The sequence below is a fragment of the Candidatus Methylomirabilota bacterium genome (genome assembly GCA_036005065.1).
Lineage (GTDB): Bacteria > Methylomirabilota > Methylomirabilia > Rokubacteriales > DASRDR01 > DASYQW01.
Genome location: DASYQW010000130.1, coordinates 18470 through 38314, shown reverse-complemented (window position 1 = coordinate 38314; position 19845 = coordinate 18470). Strand labels below are relative to the sequence as shown.

General features: G+C 71.8%; 17 protein-coding genes. 16 read left to right on the top strand and 1 reads right to left on the bottom strand.

The features are described 5' to 3' along the window. Positions 1–62: 62 nt before the first annotated feature. The 11 genes from VGW35_09395 (at position 63) to holA (ending at position 13054) form a co-directional block, all read left to right on the top strand. Positions 63–356 (top strand): hypothetical protein, encoded by a 294-nt coding sequence (locus VGW35_09395; GenBank protein ID HEV8307869.1) that lies wholly within the window; start codon positions 63–65, stop codon positions 354–356. A 534-nt stretch (positions 357–890) separates the two neighbouring features. Continuing rightward, the gene (locus VGW35_09390; protein ID HEV8307868.1) at positions 891–1817 is read left to right on the top strand and encodes a proline dehydrogenase family protein; all 927 of its coding nucleotides are present in this window, start codon (positions 891–893) and stop codon (positions 1815–1817) included. 13 nt (positions 1818–1830) lie between these two features. After that, positions 1831–3090 carry an aconitase X catalytic domain-containing protein gene (locus VGW35_09385; protein ID HEV8307867.1) on the top strand — a complete coding sequence of 420 codons (1260 nt, stop codon included), beginning with the start codon at positions 1831–1833 and terminating at the stop codon, positions 3088–3090. Next, positions 3078–3512, top strand: coding sequence for a DUF126 domain-containing protein (locus VGW35_09380; GenBank protein ID HEV8307866.1), 435 nt, complete (start codon positions 3078–3080; stop codon positions 3510–3512). Before VGW35_09385 ends, VGW35_09380 begins: the two co-directional genes overlap by 13 nt. Positions 3513–3668: 156 nt before the next feature. After that, positions 3669–4211 (top strand): HNH endonuclease, encoded by a 543-nt coding sequence (locus tag VGW35_09375; protein ID HEV8307865.1) that lies wholly within the window; start codon positions 3669–3671, stop codon positions 4209–4211. Between the two features lie 33 nt (positions 4212–4244). Beyond that, positions 4245–6239, top strand: a complete 1995-nt coding sequence (uvrB, locus tag VGW35_09370) for an excinuclease ABC subunit UvrB (GenBank protein HEV8307864.1) — start codon at positions 4245–4247, stop codon at positions 6237–6239. Between the two features lie 75 nt (positions 6240–6314). Next, positions 6315–8246, top strand: coding sequence for an excinuclease ABC subunit UvrC (uvrC, locus tag VGW35_09365; protein ID HEV8307863.1), 1932 nt, complete (start codon positions 6315–6317; stop codon positions 8244–8246). Positions 8247–8348: 102 nt separating this feature from the next. Next, positions 8349–8807: a hypothetical protein gene (locus VGW35_09360; GenBank protein ID HEV8307862.1), complete on the top strand. Its 459-nt coding sequence runs from the start codon at positions 8349–8351 to the stop codon at positions 8805–8807. Positions 8808–9007: 200 nt separating this feature from the next. Further along, entirely contained in the window at positions 9008–11506 is a 2499-nt protein-coding gene (leuS, locus tag VGW35_09355) for a leucine--tRNA ligase (GenBank protein ID HEV8307861.1), read from the top strand. Next, positions 11506–12033 (top strand): LPS assembly lipoprotein LptE, encoded by a 528-nt coding sequence (lptE, locus tag VGW35_09350; GenBank protein HEV8307860.1) that lies wholly within the window; start codon positions 11506–11508, stop codon positions 12031–12033. The genes leuS and lptE overlap by 1 nt, the downstream gene beginning before the upstream one ends. A 1-nt stretch (position 12034) precedes the next feature. Then, positions 12035–13054 carry a DNA polymerase III subunit delta gene (gene holA / locus VGW35_09345; protein HEV8307859.1) on the top strand — a complete coding sequence of 340 codons (1020 nt, stop codon included), beginning with the start codon at positions 12035–12037 and terminating at the stop codon, positions 13052–13054. 51 nt (positions 13055–13105) lie between these two features. On the opposite strand, the gene rpsT is transcribed toward holA, so the two are convergent. Then, positions 13106–13375 carry a 30S ribosomal protein S20 gene (gene rpsT / locus VGW35_09340; protein ID HEV8307858.1) on the bottom strand — a complete coding sequence of 90 codons (270 nt, stop codon included), beginning with the start codon at positions 13373–13375 and terminating at the stop codon, positions 13106–13108. Between the two features lie 63 nt (positions 13376–13438). On the opposite strand from rpsT, the gene murJ reads away from it, so the two are divergent. The 5 genes from murJ to VGW35_09315 all read left to right on the top strand — a co-directional run bounded on the left by murJ (position 13439) and on the right by VGW35_09315 (position 19843). Then, positions 13439–15061 carry a murein biosynthesis integral membrane protein MurJ gene (gene murJ, locus VGW35_09335; GenBank protein ID HEV8307857.1) on the top strand — a complete coding sequence of 541 codons (1623 nt, stop codon included), beginning with the start codon at positions 13439–13441 and terminating at the stop codon, positions 15059–15061. Positions 15062–15099: 38 nt separating this feature from the next. Beyond that, positions 15100–15549, top strand: coding sequence for a D-aminoacyl-tRNA deacylase (gene dtd / locus VGW35_09330; protein HEV8307856.1), 450 nt, complete (start codon positions 15100–15102; stop codon positions 15547–15549). 13 nt (positions 15550–15562) lie between these two features. Beyond that, positions 15563–16435 (top strand): tyrosine recombinase, encoded by an 873-nt coding sequence (locus tag VGW35_09325; protein HEV8307855.1) that lies wholly within the window; start codon positions 15563–15565, stop codon positions 16433–16435. A 76-nt stretch (positions 16436–16511) separates the two neighbouring features. Then, positions 16512–18233, top strand: a complete 1722-nt coding sequence (locus VGW35_09320; GenBank protein HEV8307854.1) for a hypothetical protein — start codon at positions 16512–16514, stop codon at positions 18231–18233. Between the two features lie 2 nt (positions 18234–18235). After that, positions 18236–19843, top strand: a complete 1608-nt coding sequence (locus tag VGW35_09315; protein HEV8307853.1) for a CTP synthase — start codon at positions 18236–18238, stop codon at positions 19841–19843. Positions 19844–19845: the final 2 nt, after the last annotated feature.

Here is a 19845-nt window from a genome sequence, read left to right as displayed (position 1 = left end):
CCCGGTACGGGGATTGCTCCGTGGCATCAGTCTTGTCCAGGAGCGGAGGGCACAAGCCGCCCATGGCAAAGGCGCATCAGGAGTCGCCCCAGCGATCGACGCGACGGAAGCTGCGCGGCGGCCGGACCCTCCGCGCCCGCCTGGCCCGACTCGAGGAGCTGGCTCGTGAGGCGCGGGAGCCGCTTCCGGTTCCCCTCCAGGAAGTGCTGCAGCGCGCGGAGGCGGTGATCACGGAGACCCGCCGGGTCCTCCAGAAGCTCCGCCAGGAGCTCCGGCAGCAACAGGCGGCCTCCCGCCAGGTGCTGACCGGGCCCGGGCTCGCCCCTCTCCGCCGGCCCCGCCGCCGCGGCCGCTGACCCGTATCGCGGTCTTACCGCGCCTGTCACGTGTCTCATCCGCCGACGCCCGATCCGACATGATCGGGTCCTGACCCGTAGCGCGCCCGGACGTCAGGCGTCGCCCGTAAGGGCATCCGCGGGGGTCCCTGTGCTCGCCGCCGACGGCTCGCGGAGTTCTGACGTCGGGGAGACACCACTCCTGCCTCCCGCGGACATCGGCAGCCTCGTTGCAATCGGTCAGGGCATATGACTGGACGACGCCAAAACGGGAGCCGGATTCTCACCCAGCTCGCCAAGCTGGAGCGATTCCTCGACCAGCTCACGAGGGACGTGGCCCGCCTGCGCCGGGGCCCGTCCAAGAAGGGCCGCGTGAGCAAGAAGCGGCCGCGAGCGAGGAAGGGCTAGCTCGCTCCATCCCGCCTTTGAACGGCCGAGCCGCGCCGTTCGGCGTGACGATCCTCCGGCTCGGGTGAGCGACGTTGCGGGGGCCGAGGCCGCTTGCTAGACTGGCGGCGAGCCCGGGGTGTCGTGACACGCCCCCGGGGAACACGCGTGCTCCGAAGCCTGCTCCTCCAGCTCTCGACGCAGCCTGCCATCGGCCGCGCGATGGACCGACTCCCGGTCTCCAAGCGGCTGGTGCGGCGCTTCGTGGCAGGGGAGCGGCCTGAGGATGCCCTCGCGGTCCTGGCCCGGCTCGACGCCGCCGGCTTCCACTCGGCGGTCACCTACCTCGGCGAGAACGTCACCACTCCCAAGGCCGCGCGCGAGGCGGCCGACACCTATGGCTTTCTGCTCGAGGAGATTCACCGCCGCGGGCTCCGCACGACGCCGTCGCTGAAGCTCACCCACCTCGGGCTCGACCTCGGCCAGGAGGTCGCCCGCGAGAACGCGGAACGCGTGCTCGAGCGGGCCGGCCCGACCCGCGTCTGGCTCGACATGGAGGGCAGCGCGTACACCGACCGCACGCTCGCCATGTACCGGATCCTGCGCGCCCGCTGGGCCAACGTGGCATGCGTGGTCCAGGCCTACCTCTACCGGACCGAGGCCGACCTCAAGGCGCTGATCCCGGGGCCGAACCCGCTGGTGGTCCGGCTGTGTAAGGGCGCGTACCGCGAGCCGCCGAATCTCGCCTTTCCCCGGAAGCCCGACGTCGACCGGAACTACGCGCGGCTGGCCGGGCTCCTCCTCTCCCCGGATGCTCAGCGTGCGCGGGTCTACCCGGGCTTCGCGACCCACGACGAGCGGCTCATTCGCGTGCTCCTCGACAAGGCGCGGGATCTGAGGGTCGGGCTCGACCGCTTCGAATTCCAGATGCTCTACGGCATCCGACCGGACCTGCACGCGACGATCACGGCGGCCGGGGCCCGGCTGCGCGTCCTGGTGCCGTTCGGCGAGGACTGGTACGGCTACTTCGTCCGCCGCCTGGCCGAGCGGCCGGCGAACCTCGGCTTCCTGCTGAAGAACCTGGTGCGGAGCTGATCCGGGAGTGAGCGTGGAGCTGACGCGAGAAGAGCAGGCCTGGCTCGACGGACGGGGCGGGGAGGCCACGCGGCTCGCGCTCGGGCTGGTGGTGCGGATGGGCGAGCTGTTCGGCGCCGAGCGCCTGCTGCCGATCACCCAGGCCCACATCGACGCCTGCCTCTACACGAACGATGCCGGGCTCGAGTTTGCCGAGCGCTTCGCGGCGCTGGGCGCGCGGGTGCGCGTGCCGACGACGCTGAACGTGACCGCCCGCGACATCCGGCGCTGGGAGGCCTTTCGCGTGCCGCCGGACTGGGCCGAGAAGAGCCGCCGGCTCGAGGCCGCCTACCAGGGCCTGGGCTGCTTGCCGACGTGGACCTGCGCCCCCTACGAGCAGGGCCTCGTCCCGCGCTTCGGCCAGCAAGTGGCCTGGGGCGAGTCGAACGCGGTCGCTTACGTCAACACCGTGATCGGGGCCCGCACGAACCGCTACGCCGATTTCCTCGACGTGGCCTGCGCCATCAGCGGCCGGGCGCCCGCCTTCGGCCTCCACCTGGACGCGCCGCGCCGCGGCCAGGTGCTGGTGGATCTCCGCCAGCTTCCCGAGACGCTGCGGGCCCACCCGAGCCTGTATCCGATTCTCGGCTACCACATCGGCGCGCTCACCGGTGACCGCATCCCGGTCCTCGACGGCGTGCCGCCGAGCGTGCGCGCCACCGACCTCAAGGCCTTCTGCGCGGCGGGCGCGAGCTCGGGCGCGCTCGCCCTCGCCCACGTGGTCGGCGTCACGCCGGAAGCCCCCACCCGCGAGGCGGCGTTCCAGGGGCGGGCGCCCGAGGAGACCCTGGTCGTCACGCGGGCCGACCTCCGGGCCGCGCGCGCGCGACTGTCGCCGGCGCCCGTCGACGGCGTGGACTTCGTGAAGCTCGGCTGCCCGCACCTCTCGCTGGCCGAGGCGGTCGAGGTGGCGGAGCGCGTGGCCGGGCGCCGCGTCCGCTCGGGCCTCGAGTTCTGGGTGTCGACCAGCCGGGCCGTCGCCCATCACCTGGGTGAGTCGGGCCGCCTGGCCGCGCTGGAGTCGGCGGGCGTCCGGCTCCTCACCGACACCTGCGCGATGACGACGCGCATCGACGGCTGGGGCTTCACCCACATGCTGACCAACTCGGCGAAGCAGGCCCACTACGCGCTGGCCAGCGGGCTGGAGGCGACGGTCGCCTCGCTGGAGGACTGCGTGATGTATGCGCTCGGCGACGGGGCCCTCGAGGCCGAGGAGGCCCTGTGGGAGCGCTGAGCGAGCGGCTGGCCGCGCAGCCGATCATCGCGGGGCGCGGTGAGGGCCTGGCGCTGGTCTCGGCCGAGCCGCTCTCGTTCTGGGGCGACGTGGACCCGGCGACGGGTCGCGTCGTGAATCCGCGCCACCCCCTCCACGGTGAGCGGCTCGAGGGCCGTGTCCTCGTGTTTCCCCAGGGGCGCGGCTCCTGCACGACCTCGAACATCCTGCTCGAGCTGATCCGGACGCATCAGGCGCCGGCCGCGATCGTCAGCCGCTCGGTGGAGCCGGTCCTGGCGGTGGGCCCGCTGGTGGGGGAGGCGCTCTACGGGCGGACGATCCCCATGGTCACGCTCGATGCCGGCGCCTTCGGCCGGATCCGCCCGGGTGACTGGCTCGTCGTGGACGCCGTGCGCGGCGAGGTGGAGCGGAGGGGCCCGTGACGTTTTTCGTCGCCTGCGGCGCGCCGGCACGCCGACCGGCACGAATTTCCTCGCTTCCTGACTCGGGCTCGCGCGTGTCCAGGCTCGCGTTCGCCGCTCCTGGGGCCTGTCCGAGAGTTGACACTCCGCGGGCCGTTTCGTATGATTTGGAGCCGTATGGACGAGGTTGCCGTACTGGTGCTCAATGGTAGCTTCGAGCCCCTCCACTTCACGAATGCCCGCCGGGCGATCACCCTCCTTCTCGCTGGCAAGGCCGAAACCGTCGAGCCTTCTCCCCGGGTCGTGCGTTCACCGTCCCGGGCCTTCCCGCTCCCGTCGGTCATCCGCCTGGTCATCTACATCCGGAAGCCCTTCGTGGAGCGGGTCGCCTTCAACAAGAAGAACATCCTGCGGCGCGATCACTACATGTGCCAGTACTGCGGGCGGCGGGGGGATCGATTGACCGTCGACCACGTCACCCCGCGCTCGAAGGGCGGGGAGACGACCTGGACCAACGTGGTAGCGGCCTGCCTGCGCTGCAACCTCCACAAGGGCAACCGGACGCTCGGCGAGGCGGGGATGTCGCTCGTGCATCAGCCGACGCACCCTCAGTTCCTGTTCTCGATTCACCTCCTGCGGCACCCCCACGCGTCGCTGTTCTTCGACGCCTGGCGGAAGTACCTGACGGCCGTCCCGGCCGTCATCCCGTCCGGCGTCTGAGCCGGGCACCCGAGCCTCCGCGGTAGGGCCCGCGTGCCGTCGTTCCGCCTCGTCTCCGACTACGCCCCCCAGGGCGACCAGCCGCGCGCCATCCGGGAGCTGACCCGCTGGATCACCGCCGGGCGCCACGACGTCGTCCTGGTGGGAGTGACCGGCTCCGGCAAGACCTTCACGGTGGCCTCGGTGATCGAGGCCGTCCAGCGCCCCACGCTGGTGATCTCGCCCAACAAGACGCTGGCCGCCCAGCTCTATAGCGAGTTCAAGGCGTTCTTCCCGGAGAATGCCGTGGAGTACTTCGTCTCCTACTACGACTACTACCAGCCCGAGGCCTACATCCCGCAGAGCGACACCTACATCGAGAAGGACGCCCTGATCAACGACGAGATCGACCGGATGCGGCATTCGGCCACCAAGGCGCTCTTCGAGCGTCGCGACGTGGTCATCGTGGCCTCGGTCTCCTGCATCTACGGCCTCGGCTCCCCCGAGACCTACCACGCGATGCACCTGAGCCTGGCCGCGGGAGAGGAGCGGGAGCGGGACGACATCCTCCGCCAGCTGGTGGCGCTCCACTACGAGCGGAACGACTACGATTTCCACCGCGGTACCTTCCGCGTGCGTGGCGACGTGATCGAGGTTTTCCCGGCCTCCGACGAGACCGTGGCCCTCCGCGTCGAGCTGTTCGGCGACACGGTGGACGCCGTCTACCAGATCGATCCCCTGAAGGGGCAGGTCCTCGGTCGGATCGGGCAGGCCGCCATCTACCCGGCCAGCCACTACGTGACGCCGGCCGAGCAGCTCGAGCAGGCGCTCTCATCGATCAAGGTCGAGCTGGACGAGCGGCTGGCCTTCCTGCGGCGGGCCGGGAAGCTGCTCGAGGCCCAACGGCTCGAGCAGCGGACGCTCTTCGACCTCGAGATGCTCCGCGAGATCGGCTACTGCCACGGGATCGAGAACTACTCGCGCCACCTGGCCGGCCGGAAGGCGGGGGAGACCCCGGCCACGCTGATGGACTATTTCCCGAAGGACACCCTGGTGGTGATCGACGAGAGCCACGTGACGGTGCCCCAGCTCCGCGGGATGTACCACGGCGACCGGTCCCGGAAGGAGGCGCTGGTCGAGTACGGCTTCCGCCTCCCGTCGGCGTTCGACAACCGCCCGCTGACCTTCGAGGAGTTCACCCGGGTCGTGGGCCAGGTGCTGTTCGTCTCGGCCACCCCCGCCGAGTACGAGGTGGCCCGGGCCGACGGCGCGGTGGTCGAGCAGATCATCCGGCCGACCGGCCTCATGGACCCGGCCATCACGGTCCGGCCGGCCGGCGAGCAGGTGGACGACCTCCTCCACGAGATCCGCGCCCGCGCCGAGCGCGACGAGCGGGTCCTGGTCACCACGCTCACCAAGCGCATGGCCGAGGACCTCAGCGAGTACTACCTCCAGATGGGACTCCGGGTCCGCTACCTCCACTCGGATATCGACACGCTCGAGCGGGTCGAGGTGATCCGGGACCTCCGGCTCGGGAAGTTCGACGCCCTCGTCGGGATCAACCTCCTGCGGGAGGGGCTCGATCTCCCCGAAGTGTCGCTGGTGGCCATCCTCGACGCCGACAAGGAGGGCTACCTCCGCTCGGGAACCTCGCTGATCCAGACCGCCGGGCGGGCCGCCCGGAACGTCCGCGGCGAGGTGATCATGTACGCCGGCAAGCTCACCGACTCCATGCGCTTCGCGCTCTCGGAGACCGAGCGGCGGCGCGCCCTCCAGGAGACCTACAACCGGGAGCACGGCATCACTCCCGAGTCGATCCGGCGCTCGATCCGGGAGGTCCTCCGCTCGGTGGAAGAGCGCGACTACTACACGGTCGAGGTCGGCGAGGCCGAGGAGCGCTTCGAGTCGGCCGAGGCCCTGGAGCGGCGGATCAAGGCCCTGGAGACGGAGATGAAGGAGGCCGCCAAGCGGCTCGACTTCGAGCGGGCGGCCGAGCTGCGGGACCGCATCAAGGGGCTCCGGAAGCTCGACCTCTCTCTTCGGCAGTAGGCCGTAAGCCTCGAGCGGCACAGCCCTGATCGACTCCCGCCTCGCGCTGGCCCGCGGCCGAGTCTAGAATACCCTGTGCTCCCCGAACACCTCGACGAGAAGCTCGAGCGCCTGCCCGACCGGCCGGGGGTCTACCTCTACAAGGATGGCAAGGCCCAGGTGGTCTACATCGGGAAGGCCGCGTCCTTGCGGGCGCGGGTGCGCTCGTACTTCCAGGCCTCCCGGACCCGGGACGCCAAGACCGACGCCCTCGTCGAGCAGATCGCCGACCTCGAGTACATCGTCACGGCCAACGAGCTCGAGGCGCTCATCCTCGAGTCGAACCTGGTCAAGCGGCACCGGCCCCGGTACAACATCATCCTCCGGGACGACAAGCACTACCCGTTCCTCAAGCTGACGAGCAGCGAGGACTTCCCGCGCCTCATGGTGGCCCGGCGCATCGCCAAGGACGGGGCCACCTATTACGGCCCGTTCTACCCGGCCACGGCGCTCCGCGAGACGCTGCGGCTGGTGCGCCAGCTCTTTCCGCTGCGCACGTGCTCGATCAAGATCGACGGGACGGCCGAGCGGCCGTGCCTCCAGTACTACATCCACCGCTGCAACGCGCCCTGCACCGGGTGGGAGACCCGGGACGGCTATACCCGCACCGTCGAGGACGTGCAGGCCTTCCTGGAAGGGCGCGAGGACGACCTGGCGCTCCGGCTCACGCGTGAGATGGAGGCGGCCGCCGCCGAGGAGAAGTACGAGCGGGCGGCCATCCTGCGGGATCAGATCCAGGCCCTGCACAAGGTGCGAGAGTCGCAGAAGATCATCTCCACGGAGCAGGAGGATCAGGACCTCCTGGGCCTGGCCCGCCAGGGCTCGGAGGCGTGTGTCCAGGTCTTCTTCATCCGGAAGGGCCGCCTGCTGGGGCGGGAGTCCTTCTTCTTCGACCGTCTGCTGGGGGCGGACGACGGCGAGGTGCTGTCGGCCTTCGTGCGGCAGTTCTACGCGAAGAACGTGGCCCCGCCGCGCGAGCTCCTGCTCTCGACCGCGGTTCCGGAGGCGGAGCTGGTCGAGGCGTGGCTCACGCAGCGCCGGGGTGGTCGGGTGGAGCTCCTGGTGCCGCAGCGGGGGCGGAAGCGCGAACTGGTGGCGATGGCCGAGGAGAACGCGGCGCTTGCCCTCCAGACCCATCTCCTCTCGCGCGACAGCCGCCGGCAGGTCGTGATGGAGGATCTGCAGCGCGCCCTGAGCCTGCCGGGCCTGCCCCACCGGATCGAGGGGTTCGACATCTCGAACATCCAGGGCACCGAGGCGGTGGGGTCGATGGTCGTATGGGAAGCCGGCGCCATGAAGAAGGACGACTACAAGCGCTTTCGGATCAAGACGGTCCCCGGCGCCGACGACTACGCGATGATGGCCGAGGTCCTTCGCCGCCGGTACGCTCGGGCGCTGGAGGAGACCACCGTGCTGCCGGACCTCGTCCTGCTGGACGGGGGGCGTGGCCAGCTCAACGTGGGCATCCGGGTCCTGGAGGAGCTCGGTCTGGACTTCCTGCCGCTGGTGGCGCTGGCCAAGCGCGAGGAGGAGGTCTACCATCCCGAGAGCCTCCACCCCCTCGTCCTGGATCCGGCCTCCCCGGCGCTCCACACCCTGCAGAAGGTCCGGGACGAGGCGCACCGCTTCGCGATCACCTATCACCAGAAGCTCCGTCAGAAGCGGACGCTCACGTCCGTCCTCGACCAGATCCCCGGCGTGGGCCCGACGCTCCGCACGAACCTGCTCCGCCACCTCGGCTCGGCCCGGAAGGTGCGGGAGGCCTCCGTCGCCGAGCTCGCCTCGGTCCCGAAGGTCACGCCGAAGCTCGCCCAGCGCATCCACGAGTTCTTCCACCCGAAGCTCGCGACCACGCCCGTCCAGGTCGAGGAGGCGCCGGTCGGCCCGGAACCGGCGTCGACGCCGATGGGTTCGCGGCCTCCGGCGGAAGATCCCGCGAAAGGCCTTGACAGCGCGGCGCCGGCATAGTACCCAGGCCCCGGGCGAGGTCGGGTACGGCCCCGAAAGGAGGGCGGGAGGGTCCGAAGTGGTCGACAGCCGGTCGGGAGGTCTCGAACCAGGGAGGCCGAGATGAGCCGACGCAGTGTGATGCTGGGCGCGCTTGTCGCGTTGGTGGCCCTGACCGCCGGGCTGGGGCTGGTCGGCGACAGCCGGGCGGGGCAGTTCAAGCGGCTGACGGGATCGGAGGCGTTGGCCCCGGGCGGGATGATCATCGTGCATGCCAGCCCGCGGAACCAGGCGACGGCCATGGAGATTGACGTCTACGAGTGGCTGGCAGCGGCGGCACCGGCGCCGGTGCCGTATCGGTGCCGGATCCTCAGCAACCTGACCGGTCAGCGGCTCAACCTCCGGATGATCGGGGTCGACGGGACCATCTTCTCGAGCTGCGTGGCCCCGGCCGGCGGGAGCTGTGATGTGGCGCCGGGGGCGTCGACGCCGAGTCACCTCCACCAGTGCACGGTCTCGACGAGGACGGGCGCCCCGGTCTTACCGACTGCTCACTACATCCTCGCCATCCAGCGGTTGTAGATCCTCGGAGGGGGGGCTTCGCCCCCCTCCCGATCCTCCCCTCCCGGACGTGGCGGGGGCGAAGCCCGCTCGGAGCGCTCCCGCCCGGAGCGCGTGGACGACATTCCCGCAGCCGACTTTTCCCGTCGCCAACCTTGCGTTCGCGGCCGATCTCTGCTAAAAATCGTCGGTAATCCCGACGGAGGAGGCGAGGCGAAGTCTTGGCCGCGGAGCGAAAAGACCACTACCCCTTCCAGGCCATCGAGGCCAAGTGGCAGCGACACTGGGAAGACACCGGCCTCTTCCGGGTCCGGGCGGAGCCGGGACGGCCCAAGTACTACTGCCTGGAGATGTTCCCGTACCCTTCCGGCCGCATCCACATGGGCCACGTCCGTAACTACGCCATCGGCGACGTCGTCAACCGCTACAAGCGGATGCGCGGCTACAACGTGCTCCATCCCATGGGGTGGGACGCCTTCGGGCTCCCGGCCGAAAACGCCGCCATCGAGCACGGCGTGCACCCGGCCGTCTGGACCTACGAGAACATCGCCACGATGAAGGCCCAGATGAAAAAGCTCGGGATCGGCTACGACTGGGACCGCGAGGTCGCCACCTGCGATCCCGAGTACTACCGCTGGGAGCAGCTCATCTTCATCCGGATGTTCGAGCGCGGCCTCGCCTACCAGAAGCGCGGCTTGGTGAACTGGTGCCCCTCCTGCCAGACGGTCCTGGCCAACGAGCAGGTGGAGGCGGGGCGGTGCTGGCGCTGCGAGTCCGAGGTGATCCCCCAGCAGGTCGAGGGCTGGTACTTCCGCATCACGGCCTATGCCGAGGAGCTCCTCGAGTGGTGCGACCGGCTGCCGGGCTGGCCCGAGCGGGTCCTCACCATGCAGCGGAACTGGATCGGGAAGAGCGAGGGCGCCGAGTTCGACCTCGCCGTCGTGGGCCGCCCCGACCTCGCGATCCGCGTCTTCACGACTCGGCCCGACACCTCGTTCGGGATGACCTACGCGGTGCTGGCGCCGGAGCACCCGCTGGTGGATGCGCTGGTGACCGAGCCCGACGAGCGGACCGCGGTCGCGGCGTTCCGGGGCGAGGTCCTGCGGGAGAGCGAGATCGAGCGGCTCGCCACCGACCGCCCGAAGCGAGGCCTCCAGCTCCGGGCGCGGGCGGTGAACCCGTTCAGCGGGCAGGAGATTCCGCTCTTCCTGGCCGACTATGTCCTCATGGGCTACGGAACCGGGGCCATCATGGCGGTGCCGGGCGAAGATCAGCGCGACTGGGACTTCGCCGAGGCGTACGGGCTCCCGATCATCGAGACCACGGCGCGCCCGGCCGACTGGACCGGCGAGGCCTACACGGGGGACGGCGTCAAGATCAACTCGGGATTCCTCGACGGCCTGACCGTAGCCGAGGCGAAGCGCAAGGCGATCGACTGGCTCACGGCCAAGGGGATCGGGGAGGCCCGGGTCAACTACCGGCTCCGCGACTGGGGCATCAGCCGCCAGCGCTACTGGGGGGCGCCGATCCCCATCGTGTACTGCCCCGCCTGTGGCGCCGTGCCCGAGAAGCCCGAGCGCCTCCCGGTGGTGCTGCCCCGGAACGTCCAGATCACCGGGAAGGGCGGCTCGCCCCTGGCCGACGTGCCGTCGTTCGTCAACGCGCCCTGCCCCCGGTGCGGCGGTCCGGGCCGGCGCGAGACGGACACGATGGACACGTTCGTCGAGTCGTCGTGGTATTTCCTCCGCTACTGCTCGCCGCAGTACGCGAGCGGGATGGTCGACCCGGCGGCGGCCCATTACTGGATGCCGGTCGATCAGTACATCGGCGGGATCGAGCACGCGATCCTGCACCTCCTCTACGCCCGTTTCTACACGAAGGTCCTGCGCGATCTCGGCCTCTTCAAGGTCGACGAGCCGTTCGAGAACCTCCTCACCCAGGGCATGGTGATCAAGGACGGGGCCAAGATGTCGAAGTCGAAGGGCAACGTCGTCGACCCCGACGAGCTCATCGCCACCTACGGGGCGGACACCGCGCGGCTCTTCTCGCTCTTCGCGGCCCCGCCCGAGAAGGATCTCGACTGGAGTGAGCAGGGCGTGGAGGGGGCGTTCCGGTTTCTCAACCGGCTGTGGCGGTTCGTGGAGACTCACCGCGAGGCCCTCGCCTCGCCGGCCGAGCGGCCCGCGGAACTCTCGCCGGCCGGCCGGGCCTTCCGGCGGACGATCCACGAGACCATCCAGCGGGTGACCGACGACATCGAGGACCGGTTCCACTTCAACACCGCGATCAGCGCCGTCCACGAGCTGGTCAACGCGATCCACGCGTTCGCCGCCGAGTCGCTCGACGGGATGAGCCAGGCCGAGCGCCGGGCCCTCCTGCGCGAGGGCGCGGAGACGATGCTGCGGCTCCTGGCCCCCTTCGCGCCCCACGTCATCGAGGAGCTGTGGGCCCAGCTCGGCCATCGGGGGAGCGTCTTCCGGGAGGCCTGGCCCACGGCCGATCGCGCCGCGCTCGATAAGGACGCGGTCCTGATCGTCGTCCAGGTCGATGGCCGAGTCCGGACGCGACTGGCGGTGCCGCCGGGGATGGCGGAGGAGACGTTGAAGGCCCAGGTCCTCGCCGACGCGAAGATCCGGGCCTGGCTCGAGACGCGGGCGGTGGAGCGCGTCGTGGTGGTGCCCGGGCGGCTGGTGAACATCGTGACGCGGAGCGCCGCCTGATGCGTCGCGCCTGCCGGCTCTCGGGCGCGGTCGCCGTCGTGCTGGCCCTGCTCGGGGCCGGGGGGTGCGGGTACTCGCTCCGCTCGGGCGGCAACCTGCCCTCCAGCATCCAGACGGTGCACATCCCGGTCCTGGAGAACAAGACGCGGGAGCCGGGCATCGAGGACTTCATCACTCAGGCCCTCACCCAGGCGGTGGTGACCGCCGGCCGGCTCAAGATCGCCGCCAACGCGGCGAGTGCCGACGCGGTGCTGGAGGGGAGCATCATCGGGTATTCGCTCACCTCGCTCTCCTTCGACAGCTCGGCCAACGTGACCCGGTACCGGCTGCAGATCGCGCTCGCCCTGACTCTCCGCGACCGCCAGAAGAACGAGGTGATCTGGAGGCAGGACCGGATCGAGGAGCGCGCGGACTTTCCGGTCTCGGGCCAGGTCACCGTGAACCTCGTGCGGGAGCAGGATGCCGTCAAGCGCGCGGCGGTCGACGTGTCGCGGGCCATCGTGAGCCTGGCCTTCGAAGGGTTTTAAGCTGGAGGCGGGCCCCCTCCTCCGCGACCTCGCCGCCGGCCGGATCCCCCGCCTCCTGCTCCTCCACGGGCCCGAGCCGCTCCTGATCGACGAGATCGTGGACCGCCTGGCGGCGGCCGTGCTGACCGATCCCGCCTCCGCCTCCTGGAACCGCGAGGTCCTCTACGCCGACACGGCCACGCCGGATGCCGTCGTCGCGGCGGGGCTGGCCCTGCCGCTGTTCGGCGCGCGCCGGCTCGTCCTGATCCGCGGGCTCGCCGATCTCGGGGCCAAGGCCGTCGAGCGGCTGCGGGTGGCGATCGGCGGGGCGCGGGCCGCCGCGGGCGGCTGGCCGACCGAGGGTACGGCGGTCGCGTGCCTGGCTCCCGGTGTCGACCGCCGGAGTCCCGTCCTGCGGCTCCTTCCCGAGAGCGAGCAGATCGAGGTCCGCCCGCCGGCCGGGCGGGCGGTCGTCGGCTGGCTCCGCGAGCGGGCGCGGGCCGCCGGGCTCGAGCTCACGCCGCCGGCGGGCGAGGCGCTCATCGCCCTGGTGGGCGAGGACCTGAGCCGGCTCGCCGGGGAGATCGAGAAGGCCGCGGTCTTCACGGGGCGGGACGCCCGAGTGACGGAGGAGGTCGTGCGGGCGCTGGCCGGCGAGAGCCGCGTGCGGCAGTACTGGGAGCTGACCCAGGCGCTCGAGGGGGGCGAGCGCGCGGCTGCGCTGCGGGTCCTGGACCAGCTTCTCCTGGCGGGCGAGGAGCCCACGGCGCTCCTCGGGCAGATCGTCGGCTACGTGCGCGACCTCTGGCGCGTGAAAGCCGGGCTCGCCGAACGGAAAGATGCCCGCCAGGTCGCGCGTCTCCTGCCGCGGCGCCGGCCCGAGTGGGCGGTGGAGCGGCTCATGGCGCGGGCGGCCGGCGTCCGCGGCGACGTGCTGGTGGGGGCGGTGGAGCGTTGCTTCGACGCCGAGCGGCGGCTCAAGTCGGGCGGGGGGGAGGCGCGGGCGCTGCTGACGACCTTGGTGGCCGACCTCGCCGCGTGAGACGGCCTGGCGCCGAGGCCGACCCGGGACGACGAGGATCGGCCCGGCGCGTCAGCGGCCGGCGAGCGCGTTCAGCTGGCGGGCGAGGCGCGACTTCTTGCGGGCGGCCGCGTTCGGGTGGAGGATGCCTTTCGTCACCGCCTTGTCGAGGAGCCGGATCGTCCGGGCGAGGCCGGCCCGGGCCTCGTCGACGGAGGCGCCGGCCAGCGAGGTGCGGACGCTCTTGACGGCGCTGCGCACGCCGGAGCGGACCGCGGCGTTGCGAACGCGCCGCTTCTCGCCCTGTCGCATGCGCTTCTCGGCTGATCGGGTATTGGCCATCGCCTCACCTCGTCGTGACGCTGGACGTCACGCGAATTCGGACTGTACAGGGCCGCGCCGCGCATGTCAAGGCACGAGGACGGCCTGACCGAGGCGATTCCCGCCGACGGGCAGCGAGGGGCGGAGCGCGGAGTCGTCCGCGCGGCCGCCGTGGTCGGCGGCGCGACGCTGGTGAGCCGGGTGCTCGGCTTCCTGCGCGACCTGGTCGTCGCCCAGGCCTTCGGCGCCGGCCCGGCCACCGACGCCTTCTTCGTGGCCTTCCGGCTCCCGAACCTCCTCCGGCGGCTCGTGGGCGAGGGGGCCCTGTCCTCCGCGTTCATCCCGGTCTTCACGGAGTACCTGACGACGCGGCCCCGCGGCGAGCTCGAGCGGATGTATCGCGCGGTCGCCGGGGGCATGGTGGTCGTGCTGGCCACGCTCACCCTGCTGGGCGTGCTCGGGGCCCCGCTCCTCGTCCGGGTCATGGCCCCGGGGTTCTTCGCCGACCCGGCGGTGGGAGCGCTCACCGTGCGGCTCACGCGCGTCATGTTCCCGTATCTCTTCTTCGTGGGCCTCGGCGCCCTGGCCATGGGCATGCTCCAGGTTCACCGGCACTTCCTGCTGCCCGCCCTGGCGCCGGTCATGCTGAACCTCTCGATCATCGGCGCCGTGTTCGGCGTGGCGCCCCACCTCCGGGAGCCCGTGTTCGGGCTGGCCATCGGGGTGCTGGTGGGCGGCGCCGGGCAGCTCCTCATCCAGCTCCCGGCCCTCGCGCGGCGCGGACTCCTGGTGACGCCGACCGCGGACGTCCGCCACCCCGCCGTCGCCCGGATCGTGCGGCTGATGGCGCCGGTCGCGGTGGGGCAGTCGGCGTCCCAGCTCAACATCCTGGTCGATACGATCATCGCCTCGTTCCTGGTCGGCGGGAGCGTCTCGTATCTCTACTACGCCGACCGCCTCGTCGAGTTTCCGCTGGGGGTCTTCGGGATCGCCATCGCCACGGCCGTGCTGCCCACCCTGTCGGAGCAAGCCGCCACCGGGAATCGGGAGGCGCTGCGGAGCACGCTGTCGTTTGCCTTGCGCCTGGCGGCGTTCATCACGCTGCCGGCCGCCGTCGGGCTGTTCGTCCTCCGGGTGCCGCTGGTGCGGGTCCTCTACCAGCGCGGCTACTTCGGCCCCGAGGAAACGGCGGGGACCGCCTGGGCGCTCGGCTTCTACACCGTGGGCCTCGTCGGCTTCGCCAGCGCCAAGATCGGCGCCCAGGCCTTCTACGCCCTCGGCGACACGCGGACGCCGGTCAAGGTCGCCATCGGGGCCATGGTGATGAACAGCCTCCTGGCCATCGGGCTCGCGTTCCCGCTGCGCCACGGCGGCCTGGCCCTGGCCACCTCCTGCTCGGCGATGGCCAACGCGCTGGCCCTGGCCTGGCTCTTGCGCCGGCGCCTCGGCGCCGGGCCGGTTCCGGGAGCCCGCGCGGGCTGGCTGCGGATCGCCGCGGCGTCGGGCGCGCTGGCCTCGGCCCTGGTGCTGGCGTCGGCGGTCTGGCCTCCGCCGCCGAACCGGGTCCAGGAGGCGGTATGGCTGGCCGGCATGATCGCCGGGGGCATCGTGGTCTACGGCGCCGCCCACGTCGGCCTCGGCTCGGAGGAGGTGGATTTCGCCCGGCGCGCAGTGGCGCGGCGCCTGGGGAGGAGTCGCTTGCCTTGAGTGCGGGGCGATTGCTATACTGCGCCGTAAGGCAACGAATGCGGGCCCTGCTCCAGCGCGTGATCGAAGCCTCGGTCGAGGCCGATGATCAGGTGATCGGCAGAATCGACCGGGGCCTGGTCACCCTGCTGGGGGTCGCGGCCGGAGACGGTCCCCAGGACAGCCGGTACCTCGCCGACAAGATTCTCCACCTGCGTATCTTCGACGACGGCCGGGGCAAAATGGGCGACTCGCTCCTGACGAGCGGCGGCGCCTGTCTGCTGGTCTCCGAGTTCACCCTGCTCGCCGATACGCGGCGAGGGCGGCGGCCCGACTTTCTGGGTGCGGCGCCTCCCGACCTGGCGGCGCCGCTCGTGCGCGACGTCGCGGAGCGGGTGCGGGCCGGCGGCGTGCCGGTCGTGGAGGGCCGGTTCGGCGCGCGCATGCTCGTCCGTCTCGCCAACGCCGGCCCGGTCAGCATCCTGCTGGACTCTCGCGAGCGGGCATGACTGGATGGACCTGGTGGACGAGTACCTCCAAGGCCTCCGCGTGGAGGAGGGGGCGTCGCCCCTCACCGTGAGCGCGTACCGGCGAGACCTGCGCCGGCTCGCCGCCTTCCTCGCCTCTCGCCGCCGCTCCCTCCAGACCGCCCGTTCCGCCGACGTCGAAGCCCATCTCGGCGCCCTTCACGCCGCCGGACTCGGTCCGCGGAGCGTCGCCCGCCAGGTGGCGGCGATCCGCGGTTTCTACCGCTTCGCCCGCGTGGCGGGACACATCGCCGAGGATCCGGCGGGGCTCCTCGAGGCTCCGCGGCCTCCACGGCGGCTCCCGCGCGCGCTCTCGCGGGACGACGCCCGAGTGCTCGTCGAGGCGGCCGGGGACGAGACTCCCGCGGGACTGCGCGATCGAGCCCTCCTCGAGCTGCTCTACGGCTGCGGGCTGCGGGCCTCCGAGGTCGTCGGCCTGAAGCCGAGCGACCTCGACCTCCACGGGCAGTTCGTGGTCTGCCACGGGAAGGGATCCCGCCAGCGGCTCGTGCCGGTGGGGGGCGCGGCCCGCCGGGCCATTCAGGGCTACCTCGAGCGCGGGCGGCCCCGTCTCGTCCGCGGGGGGAACCCGGGCGCGCTCTTCCTGAACCACCGGGGGCGCCCGCTCTCGCGCCAGGGGCTGTGGGTCATCGTGCGGCGCCACGCCAGCCGGGTCGGGCTGCCGCAGGCGTTCCCCCATGCGCTGCGGCACTCCTTCGCGAGCCATCTGCTCCTGGGCGGCGCCGACCTCCGGTCGGTGCAGGCGCTGCTCGGCCACGCCGACATCGGGACGACCGAGATCTACACCCATCTGCCCACGGACGCGGTGCGCCAGATGTACCGCCGCTTCCACCCGCGCGCGGAGTGAGATCCCGTGGCGGAATCGCTGCGGGAGGTGGCCGCGTGGGGACGACGGGACGCAGCGGGGTGCTGAACTGAGCGCCATGGTGATCCGGCGCACCACCTACCCCCAGGTCGACCCGCGCGCCGAGGGGCTCATGACGCGGGCGATGGTCGTCGTCCCGCGGGCGCTCCCGATCGGGGAGGCGAGCCGACTGGCCCGGCGGCGTCGCGCCCGGCTCGTGGTCGCGCGCGTCGGCCGCGGCTTCGGAGGGGCGACGCCCGCGACGCTGGAGCGCGCGGTCGCCCTGGGGCTCGACCGGACCGGGCTCGACGCCGTCCTCTGGGAGGCCCCGGCCGTGAGCCGCGGCGCTGCCGAGATCCCAGTGCGCCGACGCCTCGATGCGGCCACCCCCTTCGTCGTGGTCATCGACGCGGGTCGCCCCCTCGGCGCCGTGCTCCGCGAGCCGGGGTCGCGGGCGGGCTTGCCGCAGGCCGTCCCGGCGGCGCTCGCCCGGCTCGATGCGCGCACCGGTCGCACCCTGCGGACGGCGGGAGCGCTCGGCGACGAGCTCGGCTGGCCGGTGGCGGCGGTCGGCGGCTTTGCCCGCGACCTCCTCGGGGGTGATGGGCCCGCACGCGCGGGCCCGCGCGACATCGATCTGGCCGTGGAGGGGGACGCGCGCCTCCTGGCCCGGCGGCTGGCCGAGGCGCTCGGTGGGCGCGTCGTGCAGCACGCCGCCTTCCTCACGGCGACCGTGGTGCTGTCCGACGGGTCGCGGGTCGACCTCGCGACGACCCGGCGCGAGCGCTACCCGCGCCCGGGCATCCTGCCCGAGGTCGAGCCGGCGACCCTCGCCGATGACCTGGCGCGCCGCGATTTTTCGGTGAACGCGCTGGCGATCGTCGTCTCGAGCGCCAGCGCCGGCCGGGTGCTCGATCCGGTCGGCGGCCTCGTCGACTTGCGGGCCGGCCGGATCCGCGTGCTGCACCCGCTGTCGTTCATCGAGGACCCCACGCGGATTTTCCGGGCCGTGCGGTTCGCGGTCCGGCTCGGGTTCCGGCTGGATCGCCCGACGCGCCGGCTCGCCGCGGCCGCGGCGGCGCTGCCGGTGTACGCCGCGCTGTCGGGGGACCGCCTCCGGGCCGAGCTCGACCTGATCCTCGGCGAGCGGGCGCCCGCCGAGATCCTGGCCCGCCTGGGCCGGCTGGGAGCCTTCCGGCTCCTCGAGCCCGGGTACCGGTTCTCCGCGGTCGCCGCCCGGCGCCTCGCGCGGGTGGCGGCGAGCGCCGCGCGCCTGCCCCTCGCGCCGGATACGGTGCGAGCCCTCTATCTCCTCGCGCTCGGCGGCCACCTCGGGCCCGAGGCGCGGCGGGCCTGGCTCGATCGGCTCGCGCTGCCGGTACCCCTCCGGGCGGCCGTCGAGCAGGCGGGGGCGGGCGCGGGCGCGCTGATCGAGCGCCTGGAGGACGCGCGGAGCGCCGCCGAGGCGTTCACCCGGCTGCGGGGCGTTCCCGAGGCGGTGGCGGCCTGGGTCCACGTGGAAGCGCGCGGGACACGCGTCCGCCGCTACGTGGTCGAGCACCTCACCCGCTGGCGCGCGGTCCGGCCGCTGCTCACGGGCGGAGACCTCCAGGCGATGGGGCTCCGCCCCGGGCCGCAGTTCGGACACCTGCTCGAGGGGCTGGTGGCCGCGCAGGTGGCCGGGCGCCTCCGCAGCCGGGCCGAGGCCCGGGCCTGGGTCCGGCAGGCCGCGGCGCTGGATCCCGCCGGTCCCGAGGTGGGGTCCGGGAACGGAACGAATCCCAATCGGAGAGGAGGCTGAGCGTGGCGATGAAGTATGTCTTTGTCACGGGAGGCGTGGTGTCGTCTCTGGGCAAGGGACTGGCGGCCGCCTCGATCGGGTGTCTCCTGGAGGCGCGTGGGTTCCGGGTGACGCTCCTGAAGATGGACCCGTACATCAACGTGGACGCGGGCACGATGAGCCCGTACCAGCACGGGGAGGTCTTCGTCACCGACGACGGCGGCGAGACGGACCTCGATCTGGGGCATTACGAGCGGTTCACGCGCGCCCGCATGACGCGCGACCACAACGTGACCACCGGGAAGATCTACCACACGGTGATCAGCCGCGAGCGCCAGGGGGACTACCTCGGCCGGACGGTGCAGGTGATCCCCCACATCACCGACGAGATCAAGGCGTCGATCCGGCGCGTGAGCCACGGCGTCGACGTGGTCATCGTGGAGGTCGGCGGGACGGTTGGTGACATCGAAGGGCTGCCGTTCCTGGAGGCGGTCCGCCAGTTCAAGAAGGACGTCGGCAAGGAGAACGTGATCTACATCCACCTGACGCTGGTCCCGTTCATCCAGGCGGCCTCCGAGCTGAAGACGAAGGCGACCCAGCACTCCGTGAAGGAGCTGCGCGCGATCGGGATCCAGCCGGACATCGTGCTGTGCCGGACCGACCGCTTCCTCCCTGCCGGGATCAAGTCCAAGATCGCGCTCTTCTGCGACGTCGAGGAGGAGGCGGTCATCACCGCCAAGGACGTCGAGACGATCTACGAGGTGCCGCTGGTCTTCCACCAGGAGGGCCTCGACGAGATCGTGGTGAAGGCGCTGGGGCTGCCTCCACGCCCCAGCGACCTGGCGGCGTGGGAGACGATCGTCTGCAAGATCAAGAATCCGTCACGGACGGCGCGGGTCGCGGTGGTGGGGAAGTACATCGACCTGAAGGACTCCTACAAGAGCCTGGCCGAGGCCCTGACCCACGGCGGCATCGCGAACGAGGCGCGGGTCGACGTGCGCTGGGTCGACGCCGAGCAGCTCACCCAGGATGGGGCGCCGGCCCATCTGGCCAGCGTGGACGGCGTGCTGGTGCCGGGCGGCTTCGGCGACCGCGGGATCGAGGGGAAGATCGAGGCCATCCGGTACGCCCGGGAAGGCGGGGTGCCGTTCCTCGGGATCTGCCTCGGCCTGCAATGCGCGGTGGTCGAGTTCGCCCGGCGCGTGGCGGGGCTCGCGGACGCCAACTCCTCGGAGTTCGACCGGGCCACCTCTCACCCGGTGATCGATCTCCTCCCGGAGCAGCGCGGCGTCGAGGCCAAGGGCGGCACGATGCGGCTCGGGCTCTATCCCATCACGATCGCCGAGGACTCGCTGGCCGCGCGGATGTACGGGACGCTCCACATCGAGGAGCGCCACCGCCACCGGTATGAGGTGTCCAACGAATACCGGCGGATCCTCGAGAAGAACGGCTTCCGGGTGTCGGGCATCTGGCCGGAGAAGCAGCTGGTGGAGATCGTGGAGCTGCCGGACCACCCCTGGTTCATCGCGAGCCAGTTCCATCCCGAGTTCCGCTCGCGCCCCTGGGCGCCCCATCCGCTCTTCGCCGGGTTCATCGGCGCCGCCTGCGCGCGCGGGGCCGTGAAGAGATAGGC